We start from the raw sequence: 14,426 nt of genomic DNA on the forward strand, positions 1-14,426 counted from the left end.
GAAGCTGACGCGTGCGCCGACGCGGATCGAGTAGAGAGACGAACCGTTCACGGTGATCAGCTGATCAGCCAGGAAAGAGTCGGTGCTCGGCGCCGAATAGGTGTATTGCGCGCAGGCGTTGGTGCCGACCTGCTTGCACGCCACCTTAGTGACCACATCGGTGTACGGGAAGAAGTTGCGCAGCTGCTCGCCCCATTTGTGGTTGATGAGGTTGGGCAGATTTTCGATGTCGGCAAAAACCGAAATCCGCGACTTGCCAACGAACGTCGGAATTTCCTGCTCGAGGTGCAGATCGAGCTTCGTGAACCACTTCGAGTTGAAGGCATTTCGCGGCGCGATCTGACCACGGTACTTGGCCAGGCCGGTCGAATTGATGATCTGATCAATCCGAGCCGCCACCTGATCCGCCGTCTGCGTGACCACCCCACCGACGACCGTCGGCGCGTAAACGATCTTCGGGTCGTTAACCCCAGTCGGCACGTAGAACAGGAAGCGGCTGGTGTTGCCGGCCGTGCCGAACGTCTGACTACGCCCGCTGACCGTTCCCGCGTCCTGCATGGTGTAGCTGTATGGCGAGCCGATCCGGGTTTCGCCGAACAGGTTGACCCTGGTCTTGTAGTCGCCGAAGAAGGCATGCTCGAAGCCGAGGTTGTACTTGAACGAGTAGCGAACTTCGTCGTTCGAATGGCCGAATGCGGCGCCATTCGCGTCGAGATAAGCGGTGTTGCCATAGTTCGACGACGCGATCGACGAGGTGGTTGCTGTCTGGTCCCACACGTCCTGATAGGTGAAGCTGCCGAACAGGTTGAGGCCGAAGTCCCATTTCTTGGCGAGGCTGACGACGCCGATATAGCCATGGCCGCGCGTGGTGTTGCCAAGAATGGTATCAGCGTTGCCCGAGACGCCACCCTGGCTGACAGGGGTAATGTCGAAGTAGCGCTGGCGGCCGTCGGGCGTCAGCGCGCTGTCGCCGACGATCGGGTGATCGCGGCCATCCCTGTACAGAATGCCCTGGCGGGTCTTCGAGATGAGGACATTGGCCGCGAAGATCCAGTGATCGCCCATCCCGCCGAGGTTGAAATCATAGGTGGCTGACAGCGACCCGCGCCACTGCGACGCGATCTTGAAGTTCGGATCAAGGGCCGCGACCGGGGCGTTCTTCGTCCCGTTCAGCGCCGCGGTAGCACCTGCCGGGACCTGGGTGAGGCTCACATTGTTCAGATACGCGGGGTTGGTGGCGGTGCTGAACAGTACGGGCTGGACGCCGCTCGAGGAGAAGCTGTTGCCGATATACACGTCGGGCGTGCCGCCACCGAAGATGCCCACGCCGCCGTGGATGTTGAAGCGCGGTGTCGCCTTCCAGTCGAAGCCGACACGCGGCTGGAACAGGCCGCGCCCGCTGAGGAACGCGGTGTTCGCGAAACCTTCGCGGTCATAAAATGCCTGGTTGAACAGCGGACGATCATGGCCGGCAAACAGGTCGTAACGCGCACCGTAGTTGATCGTCAGCGTCGAGTTAACCCGCCAATCGTCCTGGAGGCCGAAGGTGTGCGTCGCATAGCTGAAGATCGCGGCGGCGTCGTTCGGATTGCCCGTCGTCGCGTTGGCATAGCCGAACTCCTGCGCGATGCCGGCCTGGAACGCAGCGATCGAGTCGAAGTAATAGGCGCCATAAGCACCGGACGAGATGCCGGTGCTGCCCGGGTTCGCCGTCTGGCCGATGAACAGATTATAGTTGGATACGTGCTGATAGTCGTACAGCAACCGGATATTGTGATCGCCGAGCGAGACGCGGACCAGTTCCTGTGCGTCGAATGTCTTGGTGCGCAGAATGTTGGTTTGCGCCGAGCCGAGCGGCCCGACGGCGAGCGTGCTCACGTTAGACGAACACTGTGTCGCGTTGGAGCCGACGGTGATCGCCCCGGCCGAGCCCGCGTCGGTGCAGATCAAGGCCATCGCCGTTTTCGCGAGGATAGGATTCTGGCCGCTCTGATAGTTCTTGTACATGACGCGGGTTTCGGTCGAGACGACGGGTGACCAGGTCGAGTTCAGCGTCGCGACGGCGGCCCAAAGGCGGTTCGGCTTCACATAGTCGTTCGATTCCGTCGACTGGGCAGTTGCCGAGTTGAAGCCCAGCGTGTTGATCTGGTCCTTCGTGTAGATTCCGGTGATCGAGAGACGCTGCCCATCGGTGATGTTGGCATCGATACGGCCGACGATGCGATCGTCCTTGTCACCCTGATTGGTCAGCTTGCCGCCGGCGTCCACATTGTACTTAGTCTTGGCAATGCTGACGATCTGGTCGAACTGCGCCTGAGTGATAGAGCTTGCGGCGACGTTGAATGGATTGTCCGCCCGCACGCGCTCGGCCGCCACCATGAAGAACAGCCGATCCTTGATGATCGGGCCGGACAGCTCGATGCCATAATCCTGGCTCTTGAACTTCGGTTGATTGGCGACGCCCGTAGGATTCGAGATGTAGGGCTTGAGTCGCGAACCCGTCAGCCCGTCCGTATTGATGCTGTAAAAACCCGTGCCCTGGAATGAGTTGGTGCCTGAGCGCAGAATGGCGTTGATGACACCGCCCTGGAAGAAACCTTCGCGGATGTCGTACGGCGCGACCTTGGTCTGGAACTCGCCGATGGAATCGATCGGCACCGGGCCACGGCGTGACGGCAGTGCGTCAGGGTTGAGGCCGAAGCTATCGGTGATCGGAACGCCGTCCACGGTGAAGCGGTTGAAGCGCGGGTTGGTGCCGGCGAAGGTGACCTGGCGACCGGTGGACTGTGACGTGTCGAGGGTCGCGAACGGGTCGCGGCGCATCAGGTCGCGGATGTCGCGGTTGACCGATGCGACATTCGCAATGTCGTTCGCCGTGAGAACGGTCGCGGGTCCGGAGCCGATGACGCCGGCGCCCTTGATGTGCGAGGCCGTGACGACGACGTCGGCGGTCGTCTGCGCAGCGATGTCGATCGGCAAGTTGAAGGGCTGGCCCGCGACCGTGTAGATATCGGTGACGGTGCTGTTGCCCTGGGTGCTCGTCACTTCGACTGTGTAAGGCCCACCGGGACGAAGGCCGGAAAAGGTGAAATTGCCATCGGTACCGGTTACGGTTTCCGACCTCGTGCCCGAGGGAACGTTGGTCGCGACCACTTTCGCGCCGGAAACGCCGGCGCCGTTCGCCGTGACTGCGCCGCTGATGACTGACGTTGTCTCCTGCGCGCTTGCCGCAGCCGGAATGACGAGCGCGGCGATAGCCACACCCAAGAAAAGATTATGTCGCATGGTTTTCCCCTTTGAGGCTCAGTCGATGGAACTGCGGTGATTTCACCGTTGCTGGCCCCATGCGACTCGAACATTTCGGATAAATGACAACGGGGAATCTTCAAGTAGTGCGCAGCATTCGCTCATGCTGCGTTGCAAAAAGGCATCACTCAGCAGTTGCGACGATCTGGGCCCATTCAGCCTCGTCGATCACCCTAACCCCCAGTTCTGCCGCCTTTTTCAACTTCGATCCGGCACCGGGCCCGGCGACGACGAGATCGGTTTTGGCCGATACGGACCCGGCCACGCGGGCACCCAGCGCCTCAGCTTGGGCTTTGGCCTCATCGCGGCTGATCGTCTCCAGCGAGCCGGTGAAGACAAGCGTCTTTCCGCTCACCTGGGACTCGCGGATTTGGGAAACATAGGGCGCCGGACTGACTTCGGAGAGCAGGTCGGCCCAAGCCTCGCGATTATGCCCCTCGGCGAAGAAATCGACCAGCGCCTCGGCGACGACGGGGCCGATCCCGTCGATCGCGATCAGCTCGGCACGCGCCTCTTCGTCGGTTGCGGCGCGGGTCGCGACCTCGGCGACGCGTTCGACCGTCCCGAATGCCTTGACCAGATCGCGCGCGGTGACGCTGCCGACATGGCGGATGCCGAGCCCGAACAGGAAGCGCGCCGGATCGGGCGTGCGCTTGGCCGCGATCGCGGCGAGCAGATTGGCCGACCAGACGCGCCCGTCCTTCTTGCGGGGGAGCAATTGCTCCTCGGTCAGGCGGAAGATGTCGGCCGGGCTGTGGATCAGGCCGTCGTGGAAGAAATCCTCGATCTGCTTGAGGCCAAGGCCTTCGATGTCGAGCGCGCCACGGCTGACGAAATGACGCAGGCGCTCGATGCGCTGCGCCGGGCAGATCAGCCCACCGGTGCAGCGGACATCGACCTCGCCCTCCTCGCGCACGGCGTCCGACTGGCATTCGGGGCAGACGGTCGGAAAGGGCCAGGTGCCGCGGCTCTCGTCGCGCGACAGATTCTCGGTGATCTGCGGGATGACGTCGCCGGCACGCTGCAGCACGACGCGGTCGCCGGGCCATACATTGAGCCGCTCGATCTCATGCTCATTGTGGAGTGTCGCGTTGGTGACGACGACGCCGCCGACGGTGACCGGCGTGAGCCGGGCAACAGGCGTGAGCTTGCCGGTGCGGCCGACCTGGATGTCGATCCGCTCCAGCGTCGTCTGGGCGCGCTCTGCGGGGAATTTATGGGCAAGCGCCCAGCGTGGTGCCTTGGCCACCGCGCCGAGCCGCGCCTGCCAGTCGAGCCGGTCGACCTTGTAGACGACGCCGTCGATGTCGAAGGGCAGGTCGGCGCGCTCTGCCTCGATGGTGCGATACTGCGCCAGCGCTTCAGTGATGCCGTTGACGCGGACGAGCATGTCGCTGACCGGCAGGCCCCAGCCGGCAATCGCCTGCATCACGCCATATTGGGTGTCGGCCGGCATCGCGCTCGTCTCGCCCCAGCCATGGGCGAGGAAGCGCAGCGGGCGGCTCGCGGTGACGGCGGCGTCCTTCTGGCGCAGCGATCCGGCGGCTGCGTTGCGGGGATTGGCGAACTGGCGCGCCTTGAGCGGATCTTCTGCCTCGGCCAGCAGTCGGGCGTTGAGCGCGGCGAAATCGGCCTTGGCCATATAGACCTCGCCGCGGATCTCGAAGAGGTCGGGCGCTGCGCCGACGAGCTGCGCCGGGATATCGGCGATGGTCCGCACATTCGCGGTCACGTCCTCGCCAACGGCACCGTCGCCGCGGGTGAGCGCCTGGACCAGCCGCCCGCGTTCGTAGCGCAGCGAGCAGGACAGGCCGTCGATCTTGGGCTCCGCCGTCAGCGCGACCGGAGTATCTTCGGGCAGGTTGAGGAAGCGCCGCACGCGAGCAACGAACTCGATCGCCTCGTCATCGGCGAAGCCGTTCTCGAGGCTCATCATCGGCCGGGCATGCGCCACCTTGGCGAGATGGGTCGAGGGCGCGGCGCCGACCTTCGCGTTCGGCGAGTCAGCGCGAATCAGGTGGGGAAAAGCCGCCTCGATCGCACTATTGCGGCGGACGAGCGCGTCGTAATCGGCGTCCGAAATCTCGGGCGCGTCGTCAGTATGATAGAGCCGGTTATGGTAGGCGATCTCTTCCGCCAGTCGCGCCAGTTCGGCGGCGGCTTCGTCGTCGGTCGTGGGCAGCGGCTCAGTCATCATCCCCGCGCTAGCGGAGCGCGGGGGATCGGATCAAGGCCCGCCCGAGCATTTTCCCGTCGGGTTGAAGTGCCTGACGATCGGGAAAAATGCGCAAGAAGCAACGGTCAGTCGTCGGCCATCATCTCGGCGATCATCTTCGCCTCTTCATTGACCGATCGCCGCTCGGCGGTCTTTTCCGCCCGGGTCGCCATCTCGTCCCAGGCCTTGGCGGCGCGCATCCAGCGCGTGCGCACATTGTCCAGGGTCGCTGCATTCGCATCGGCTTCCGCCTGACGGGCGCGATCGCGATAGAACAGGGCGGTGGTGTTCGTTGGACTGCTCCCAGGCGGAGGGGCGGGCTGGGAAGGGGCGCCGACTTCGTCGGCGCCCACCCCTGGCTTATGCTGCAGCGAGATTGACCGCGGACATCTTGCCGCGGCGATCCTGCTCGAGCTCATAAGACACGCGCTGCTCCTTATCGAGCGTGCGCATCCCGGCTGCTTCAACCGCGCTGATGTGGACAAAGGCGTCGTTCCCGCCGCCCTCAGGCGCGATGAAACCATAACCCTTGTCGGCGTTGAAGAATTTTACGGTGCCGATCGGCATAGTCATTTCCTTGGGTAGCCCGGTGGTGGCAGCGCCTTGCACCGGTTTGGGGCCGAGAAGAGAGAGCGGAGCACCGTCCGGCCCCGGCCGGCGCATCCGAACACGGTCGCGCTATTCCGCGAACACGGAAGCGGTGCGAAAAAGGACAGGGATGAGGACCAAAGGACGTTCCAGCAGCTTTACAAGCGGGAGCGCGAAGGTCTCTCAGTCACGCGATGCTTGTAGGGGAATCGCGAGATACAGGGATCTTAGCACGGTTCTGCGAAAAAGTCGCATTCTAAAAGGCCGCTCGATTGTCGCCACAATGCGCCGCTAGCAACGTTGGGCAAATTGGAGACGGGCCACATGATGGCGGCGACGCTGATAATGCTCCAGTCAGCGCTTCGGGCCTCGGTCGAGGAAGCAAAGCCCTATAGTCCGCGCGTGACTCACACCACGTGCTCGAGCCAGGGCGACGCGGGCAGCGATATCGTGGTCTGCGGTCATGTCGATGCCGATGAGCGATATCGGCTCGAGCCGCTCACCCATCAATATGATCCGGTCGGAGCCCCGGCCTCGGCACGCACGTCGGCGCCGGGCAGGCCAATCTTTACACGACCGGCCAGAAGAGCCCCGACGGCAAGCCCGACAAGCGCATCATGGTGACGCTGAAGCTGCCTTTCTAGCGGTGAAGCGGCTCGGCCCGGTTCGGTCGATTCAACCCATCCGGCGATCATGGGACGCAACGGGCTGGCGCACGGGTTGCGTCCGTCTCGCTCTTTGACATGACCGAAAGATATCAGGCCGCGGTCGCCGCTGTTATTCCGACAGGCTAGCTGTTCTTCCTGCTGTTCCCCGCTGTTTTTTCCGCTGTTCCGCCGCTGTTATTCAATAACAGCGAGATTTGCCGTAAGATACTTAGAAAAAAAGAAAAAATAGGCCGGTAAATCCAACATAACAGCGGCGAAAAAGTTTTTCCGGAATAACAGCGGGGAACAGCGGGAAAAGTGTCGCGGCGCCGTACCCGATGGCTGGCGGATGCCTTGCTCAGGCGGCTTCCAGCAACCGCTCCGCCTGCGCGCGGGCCTCGTCCGTAATCGTCGCGCCGGAAAGCATGCGCGCGATTTCCTCGCGGCGCTGCTTCTCGTCGAGCAGGGTCACGTCAGTGCGGGTGACGATGCCGTCATGGCTCTTGGCGATCAGCAGGTGATGCGCGCCGCGCGCCGCGACCTGCGGGCTGTGAGTCACCACCAGCAACTGGGTGTTCGCCGCCAGCCGCGCCAGCCGCTCGCCGATCGCGCTCGCGACTGCGCCGCCGACGCCGCGATCGATCTCGTCGAAGATCATCGTCGCGGCGCTGCCCTGCTCGGCGAGCGCGACCTTGAGGGCGAGGATGAAGCGTGACAGCTCGCCGCCGCTGGCGATCTTGGTGAGCGGCGCGAAGGAGGCGCCCGGGTTGGTCGAAATCTCGAACTCGACCCGGTCCTTGCCCGAGGCCGCCCAGTGATCGGCGCCCAGGTCCGCGACCACGGTGCGGAAGCGTGCCGCGTCGAGCTTGAGCGGCGCCAGCTCGCCCTTGACCGCGGCGTCGAGCCTTGCTGCCGCTTCGATGCGCGCCGCGCTCAGGGCGTCGGCCGCCGCGCCATAGGCTGAAGCCGCCTCAGCCACCGTGCGTTCGAGCGCCGCGATACCGGCGCCGCCGCTCTCGATTCGCTCGAGCCGTGCGCCGAGCTCGGCCGCCAGCGTCGCGAGATCGTCGGGCTGCACCCGGTGCTTGCGAGCCAGCGCACGCAGCTCGAACAGCCGGGTTTCGTCGGCCTCGAGTTGCGCCGGATCAAAGGCGAGCGCTTCGGCCGCTTCGTCGACCTTTTCCTGCGCGATTCCGCCCTCGATGATCGCACGGTCGATCGCGGCGAGCGATTCGGCCAGCGCTTCATGGTCGTCCGCGATTCGCTCGATCACACGCGCGGCCTGCCGCAACCGGGCGAGCCCGCCCTCGGAGCCTTCGAGCAGGTCAGCGATCGCCTGCAGATCGGCGGTGATCTTCTCGCCGCGCTGCATCGCCGCGCGCCGGGTCGCCAATATCTCCTCCTCGCCGGGCTCGGGGCCGAATCGCACAAGTTCCGCGACCGCATGCTCGAGCCATTCCTGGTCGCGCGCGACGGTGTCGAGTTCGGCCCGCGCCACCGCCAGCGCGTCCTCGGCCTCACGCCAGGCGCGATGCGCGCGCGCGACCGGGCCGGCATCGAGCCGGCCAAAGGCATCGAGCAACGCCCGGTGGCCACGCGGGTTGAGCAGGCCGCGATCGTCATGCTGGCCGTGAATCTCGACGAGATGCACCGCCAGCTCGCGGAGCAGGCCGGCCGACGCGGGCTGGTCGTTCACAAAGGCGCGGCTGCCGCCATCGGACTTGACGATTCGGCGGATGATCAGCGGCTCGCCCGGCTCGACGTCGAGGCCGTTCTGCGCGAGCAGCGATGCGATCGGGCCCTGCCCGTGCGGCGTATCGAAGCTGGCGCTCACCACGGCCTGGGCCGCGCCCTGACGCACCAGCCCGATCTCGCCGCGGGCGCCCAGCGCAAGGCCCAGCGCATCGAGCAGGATCGATTTGCCCGCCCCGGTCTCGCCCGTGAGCACGCCGAGACCATCGCCGAAATCGAGGTCGAGCGCCTCGATCAGGACGACGTCACGGATGGAGAGCGAGGTCAGCATTCAAGGCGGACCCGGGAGGCGAGAATGGGGTGCTGGAGGGGAAGCGGCATAAGCGCCGCGTCAGGCGCCCGTCTTGGCCGGTGCCGCCGCCGGCACCGGATGCTCCTGCATCAGCTTGTATGCGTGGCTGTACCAGTCAGTGCCGGGATAGTTCGCACCGAGCACGGCCGCTGCCTTGTTCGCCTCGTCGGGAACGCCGAGCGCCAGATAGGTCTCGGTCAGCCGCATCAGCGCCTCGGGCACATGAGTCGTCGTCTGATAGTCGTCGACCACGCGGCGGAAGCGCAACGTCGCCGCCAGCCATTGCCCGCGCTTCTCGTAGAAGCGGCCGATCTCCATCTCCTTGCCGGCGAGGTGATCGCGGACCAGATCGATCTTCAGCCGGGCATCGGCGGCATATTTGGAATTGGGGAAGCGCCGCGTCAGCTCGCCCAGCGCGTCGAGCGCCTGCTGGGTGATCTTCTGGTCGCGGGTGACGTCGCTGATCTGCTCATAATAGCCGAGCGCGACGAGATAATAGGCATAGGGCGCATCGCGGTTGCCCGGATGGACCGAGATGAAGCGCTGCGCCGACTGGATCGAGTTGGTATAGTCCCGGTCGAGATAATAGGCGAAAGCGCTCATCAGCTGGGCGCGGCGCGCCCAGATCGAATAGGGATGCTGGCGCTCGACCTCGTCGAAGATCAACGCCGCTTCCTTGTAGCGGTGCTGGTCGAGCCGCTTCTTCGCCATCGAATAGAGCGTGCCGACGTCGCGCGCGACATAGGGCAGGTCGGTCTTCTTGTTACGGCCGCCGGCGCAGCCGCTGACCGAAAAAGCCGAAGCGGCAATAAGCGCAAGCGCGATCGAGCGGGACATGGGGATACGCATCGCCGGCATCCTTAGCGCAAGGCTTCGCGCCCGAACAATGTTTTTCGCATGAACGCGTGCAGGGATCGGATGGCGCGATCGACGCGTTGGCGCTACCTTGCGCCATTCCGAGGGGACCGCCCATGACCGCCACCTTGCTCGCCACCAAGCGCGTCGAAAAGCCATGGGGCAGGCATGTTCTTTGGCCCGGTTTCGCCGACCCGGCAAAGGACGGCGCCGCGATCGGCGAGGTCTGGTTCCAGACGCCGCATGCAGCCGAGCCCGAGCTCCTGATCAAGTATCTCTTCACCAGCGAGAAGCTGTCGGTCCAGGTCCATCCCGACGATGCGGCGGCGCGGGCGGCCGGCTATGCGCGCGGCAAGGACGAGGCCTGGGTGATCCTCGCCGCCGAGCCGCATGCGACGATCGCGCTCGGCACCAAGGCGCCGATGACGAAGGAGGAACTGCGCGCGGCGTCGCTCGACGGATCGATCGAGCATCTGCTCGACTGGAAGCCGGTCAAGGCCGGCGACTTCTATTACTCGCCGGCGGGCACCATCCATGCGATCGGTCCGGGACTGACGCTGGTCGAGGTCCAGCAGAATGTGGATCTCACCTACCGCCTCTATGATTATGGCAGTGATCGCGAGCTGCATCTCGATGCGGGCGTCGCGGTTTCGAATCCCGTACCGTTCGTGCCGCTGCCGTCTCCGGGCAAGGTTTCGGACGATCGGACGATCCTTGCCGAGGGGCCGAAATTCGTACTCGAACGCTTGCCCGGCGGCCACCGCGTGGTGACGCTGCCGGCGGGCATGACAGGCTGGTTCGTTCCGCTGAGCGGCGAGGGCGCAGCTGACGGCGTCGCGTGGCGCGCGGGCGAGTGCCTGACGCTGGAGGGCAGGGTGGAGATCATGGCGTCAGTGGATAGCGATCTGTTGCTTGCCTATCCGGGCGACAAGCGGATCTGATCCCGTAGCGAGGATGGGCAGCGCGGCTTTAACCTTCGCACGCTAGAGGTGCGTCATGCTCCGCGTGCTGACCCTCTCGACCCTGTTCCCCGATGCGACGCGGCCCAATTTCGGGGTGTTCGTCGAACGGCAGACGCTTGGGCTCGCGGCGCATCCTGGCGTCGATCTGCGCGTCGTGGCGCCGCTCGGCTTGCCGCCCTGGCCGCTCGCCCTGCTCTCGCACCACCGCGCGCTCCGCACGGTACCCGAACGCGAGACCTGGAGGGGCCTTGATGTCCGGCGCCCGCGCTTCACCACCATCCCCGGCACCGGGGCGCGCTTTCATGGTTCGGCGCTCACCAGGCGCCTGATCCCCTTGCTGGCTGAAATGCGCGGCGACTTCGCCTTCGACGTGATCGATGCCGAGTTCTTCTTTCCCGATGGCCCGGTTGCGGTCGCGCTTGGCAGGCATTTCGGTGTACCCGTCTCGATCAAGGCGCGGGGTGCCGACATCCATTTCTGGGGTCACGCAGCTGGGACCGCCGCGTCGGTACGCAGGGCGGGGCTCGAGGCTGATGGCCTGCTTGCGGTATCCGAAGCGATGAAGGCGGATATGGTCGCGATCGGCATGCCGCCGGCCGATATCCGCGTCCACCACACCGGCGTCGACCTCGCCCGCTTCGCACCGCGCGAGCGCGAGGCGGCAAAGGCCGGGTTCGGCGTCGCCGGTCCGTTGATCGTTTCGCTGGGTGCGCTCATTCCGCGCAAGGGCCATGAGGTGGCGATTGGCGCCGTCGATGCGATCCCGGGCGCCACGCTGCTGATCGCCGGCGAAGGGCCGGTGCGGCCGGCGCTGGAGGCGCAGATCGCCGCCCAGGGGCTGTCCGATCGCGTCCGGCTGCTCGGCAGCATGCCGCATGCCGAGCTTCCCGCGCTGCTCGCCGCCGCTGACGTGATGGCGCTCGCCTCGGCGTCGGAGGGGCTCGCCAATGCCTGGGTCGAAGCGCTTGCCTGCGGCACGCCGATCGTCATCACCGATGCGGGCGGCGCGCGCGAAGTGGTCACCGAGCCGGCGTTCGGCCGCATCGCCGCGCGCGACCCGCAGGCCTTCGCCACCGCGATCAGCGCGCTACTCGATCATCCGCCGGCACAGGCTGATGTCCGCCGCGGCGCCGAACGCTTCACCTGGGAAGCGAACAGCGCCGCCCTGGTCGATCATCTGACCAGCCTGGTGGCTCACTTCTTGTAGGGCACCCCGCGCCAGGCAGCCGCCTGGTGGTCGGCCAGGTCGACGAGGTTGCCCATCGCGATCGGTATGTCGAGCAGGTGCAGCCCCCAGTCCTTCAGCACGGCGCCGCCCACTACCACGTCGCCGACGATGGTGTCAGTGCGCGGGTCCTTGGGATCAGCGTTCACGGTGACGGCGAGATAGTCGAAGCCGCCCTGCGAGACGCATTCGGCCGAGATCAGGCCCGGCACCTTGACGAAGTCGGTGGTGACCGGCGCATTGTCGGTCGTCCACGGCCCCATCGGCGCGCTGCCCGGGCCGGCGCTCTTTGCGCCGAGGATCGCATCGGTCACTGCCTTGCCGCCGCCGAGCGCGGCGGGATTGGTGCAGCCGGCGACCATCCCTGCATCGGGCACCTTGCCGAAGCGGCTGTTTGCCGGCGGCGGCGAATCCGCCCTGAAGGTGACATAGGTGACCACACAGCCATATTGCTGGTCGCTGCGGCAGAGCGGCATCCGCTTGAAATCGCCACCGACATCCTTGCCGGCGGGCACCGCGACATTGGTACCGAGCAGCATCACCGAGATGATGTTGCGCCGGATCGGCTGGGTCTCGATCGCCTGTGCCACCAGGGACTTCAGGACGAGCGACCCCTGGCTGTGCCCGATCAGCACGACGCCGCGCCCCCCATTGTCGCGCGCGAGGTAGTCGTTCCAGGCCGCGGTCACGTCGGCGAGCGGCGTGTCGCGGTCCATCGTCACCGGCTGGCCGGTGATGAACGCCTTCAGCGCGGTCAGCGTGACCTGGCGATAGAGGGGTGCGAACACCCGGCATTTCGACGCGAAGCGCGCCGCCTGGGTCGCGGCGACGAGATTCTCCTCGGGGCCGGGGTTCATGTCGCTGTTTGGCGTCGGGTCGTTCGAAACGGTCGGATAGACGTAGAAACAGTCGAACTGCGGCGCCACCGCCGGCTTGAACTTCTCGATCTTCCGCTTGCCGTTCGCCTGGATGACGGTGACGTCCTGGTTCGCGGAACAGGCATCGGTGCGACCGGGGCGGCAGAGCCAGGCGGAATCCTGCCTGTAATCGGGCGCCGGCGCCGTGCTTGCCGAGGGAGCGGCTTGCGCCGCGGCGGAAACGGGCAGGACGGGCACAATCAGGAGTGCCATCGCAGCGAGCAGCTTCATCTCATTCTCCCCCAGCTTTAAGCCGATGGCATGATAGGCCCGCGCCCCCTGGCGGTCAAAGCGGATAGAGCGCGGCGGCGATCCAGCGGCCCTCACCGCGCAGCACTGCCCAGGCGCGCGCCGCAGCACGGCTGTCCATTGCCTCGATGCCGAGCCCGCGAGCCTCGATCGCGCGGACGAAAGGCAGGGGCGGGCGGACCAGCAGCGGGCCGGTGCCGAGCAGCAGGAATTCGGGGAGCGGATCGAGCGCGAACAGCGGCGCCACATCGTCCGCGCCGAGCGCGGCAATGGGCGGCGGGGACCAGCCATCGGCCCGCTGCGGGGTGATCAGCAGGGCGCGGTAGACGCCGTCATCGACCTTGAACCCGCCGCCGGAAAAGCCCGAGATGATCGGGCCGTCGGTCAGCTGGTTCTTGTCCATCCTCACGATCGGTCCGCGCGCTCTTTACGGGATGTCCTTGAACGCCACCCGTTCGGCCTTCGCGGCGGCTGCGGTGGCCGTCGCTTCCCCCTTCGGCTCGGCGCGCAGGCCGAGGGAGATCAGCAGCGACGACGACACATAGATAGACGAATAGGTGCCGACGAACACGCCGAGGATCATCGCCGCCGTAAAGGCGCGCAGCACATGCCCGCCGAAGATCAGCAACGCGAACAGCGCGAGCAGGATCGTCAGCGAGGTCATGACCGTGCGGGGAAGCGTCTCGTTGACCGAAAGATCGATGATCTGCGGCATCTCCATCTTGCGGTAGCGGCGCATATTCTCGCGGATACGGTCGTCGATCACGATCTTGTCGTTGATCGAATAGCCGATGATGGTCAGCACCGCAGCGACGATGTTGAGATCGAATTCGAGCTGGGTCAGCGCGAAGAATCCGAGCGTCATCAGCACGTCGTGCACGATCGCGACCACGGTGGAGACGCCGAATTGCCATTCGAAGCGGACGATCGCGAACAGGCCGATGCCGAGCACCGCCAGCACCACCGCCAGAATGCCGTTCTGGATCAGCTCGCCCGAAACCTTGCCGCTGACCGCATCCTGCTTGGAGAATGTCGCGTCGGGATAGACCTTGTTGACGGCCACCTGAACTGCCTGGACCACCTTGTTGGTCGCGTCCTTCTCATTGCTCTTGGGCGGCGGCAGCTTGATCGAGATGGTCTTGCCGTCGGTCCCCACGGTCTGCAGGCGTGCTTCGCCGAGGTTGAGCCGGTCGACCGCCTGGCGCAATTTGTCGGTCGATGGCGGGCTCGAGAACTTCTCCTCGATCATCAGCCCGCCGACGAAATCGACGCCGAGATTGAGGCGCTGCGTGAACACCAGGGCGATGGCGGCGATGGACAGCAGCATGGTCAGCGCGAACGCCCATTTGCGCAGCGAGACGAACGGGAGGTTCGTGTTGTCGGGAACGATTTTCAGGAGACGCATATGCTGTCCGCCG

12 protein-coding genes are annotated in these 14,426 nt (G+C 65.4%); 3 read left to right on the plus strand and 9 right to left on the minus strand.

Features of this window, described 5'->3' with window-relative positions; genetic code table 11:
* From ABD050_RS22090 to ABD050_RS22105, 4 genes are all read right to left on the minus strand, one after another.
* On the minus strand, positions 1 to 3,285 hold a 3,285-nt coding region (locus ABD050_RS22090), incomplete at its 3' end, for a TonB-dependent receptor (protein WP_343891685.1).
* Between the two features lie 145 nt (positions 3,286 to 3,430).
* Positions 3,431 to 5,500, minus strand: a complete 2,070-nt coding sequence (ligA, locus tag ABD050_RS22095; RefSeq protein ID WP_343891686.1) for an NAD-dependent DNA ligase LigA — start codon at positions 5,498 to 5,500, stop codon at positions 3,431 to 3,433.
* Between the two features lie 107 nt (positions 5,501 to 5,607).
* Positions 5,608 to 5,874 (minus strand): hypothetical protein, encoded by a 267-nt coding sequence (locus tag ABD050_RS22100; RefSeq protein ID WP_343891687.1) that lies wholly within the window; start codon positions 5,872 to 5,874, stop codon positions 5,608 to 5,610.
* Positions 5,875 to 5,881: 7 nt separating this feature from the next.
* Positions 5,882 to 6,088, minus strand: coding sequence for a cold-shock protein (locus tag ABD050_RS22105; protein WP_332719192.1), 207 nt, complete (start codon positions 6,086 to 6,088; stop codon positions 5,882 to 5,884).
* Positions 6,089 to 6,418: 330 nt separating this feature from the next.
* On the opposite strand from ABD050_RS22105, the gene ABD050_RS22110 reads away from it, so the two are divergent.
* A complete protein-coding gene (locus ABD050_RS22110; protein WP_343891688.1) occupies positions 6,419 to 6,733 on the plus strand; it encodes a hypothetical protein in 315 nt (104 codons plus the stop codon).
* A gap of 381 nt (positions 6,734 to 7,114) precedes the next feature.
* Here the strand turns inward: ABD050_RS22110 and recN are convergent, their stop codons facing one another.
* Positions 7,115 to 8,779: a DNA repair protein RecN gene (gene recN, locus ABD050_RS22115; RefSeq protein ID WP_343891689.1), complete on the minus strand. Its 1,665-nt coding sequence runs from the start codon at positions 8,777 to 8,779 to the stop codon at positions 7,115 to 7,117.
* Positions 8,780 to 8,839: 60 nt separating this feature from the next.
* The gene (locus ABD050_RS22120) at positions 8,840 to 9,649 is read right to left on the minus strand and encodes an outer membrane protein assembly factor BamD (RefSeq protein ID WP_343891690.1); all 810 of its coding nucleotides are present in this window, start codon (positions 9,647 to 9,649) and stop codon (positions 8,840 to 8,842) included.
* Between the two features lie 122 nt (positions 9,650 to 9,771).
* Here ABD050_RS22120 and ABD050_RS22125 point away from each other — a divergent pair, with 122 nt between their 5' ends.
* Both ABD050_RS22125 and ABD050_RS22130 read left to right on the plus strand, forming a co-directional pair.
* Positions 9,772 to 10,596 carry a class I mannose-6-phosphate isomerase gene (locus ABD050_RS22125; RefSeq protein WP_343891691.1) on the plus strand — a complete coding sequence of 275 codons (825 nt, stop codon included), beginning with the start codon at positions 9,772 to 9,774 and terminating at the stop codon, positions 10,594 to 10,596.
* A gap of 55 nt (positions 10,597 to 10,651) precedes the next feature.
* Positions 10,652 to 11,824: a glycosyltransferase gene (locus ABD050_RS22130; protein ID WP_343891692.1), complete on the plus strand. Its 1,173-nt coding sequence runs from the start codon at positions 10,652 to 10,654 to the stop codon at positions 11,822 to 11,824.
* On the opposite strand, the gene ABD050_RS22135 is transcribed toward ABD050_RS22130, so the two are convergent.
* The 3 genes from ABD050_RS22135 to secF are packed head-to-tail and all read right to left on the minus strand — an operon-like array spanning position 11,812 to position 14,413.
* On the minus strand, positions 11,812 to 12,990 hold the full coding sequence (locus ABD050_RS22135; protein WP_343891693.1) for a DUF3089 domain-containing protein: 1,179 nt from the start codon (positions 12,988 to 12,990) through the stop codon (positions 11,812 to 11,814). The two genes, ABD050_RS22130 and ABD050_RS22135, sit on opposite strands and share 13 nt — an antisense overlap.
* A 55-nt stretch (positions 12,991 to 13,045) precedes the next feature.
* Positions 13,046 to 13,411: an Mth938-like domain-containing protein gene (locus ABD050_RS22140; protein WP_343891694.1), complete on the minus strand. Its 366-nt coding sequence runs from the start codon at positions 13,409 to 13,411 to the stop codon at positions 13,046 to 13,048.
* A gap of 24 nt (positions 13,412 to 13,435) precedes the next feature.
* Positions 13,436 to 14,413: a protein translocase subunit SecF gene (gene secF, locus ABD050_RS22145; protein WP_343891695.1), complete on the minus strand. Its 978-nt coding sequence runs from the start codon at positions 14,411 to 14,413 to the stop codon at positions 13,436 to 13,438.
* Positions 14,414 to 14,426 lie beyond the last annotated feature (13 nt).

The sequence above is a fragment of the Sphingomonas oligophenolica genome (genome assembly GCF_039522915.1).
Classification (GTDB): domain Bacteria; phylum Pseudomonadota; class Alphaproteobacteria; order Sphingomonadales; family Sphingomonadaceae; genus Sphingomonas; species Sphingomonas oligophenolica.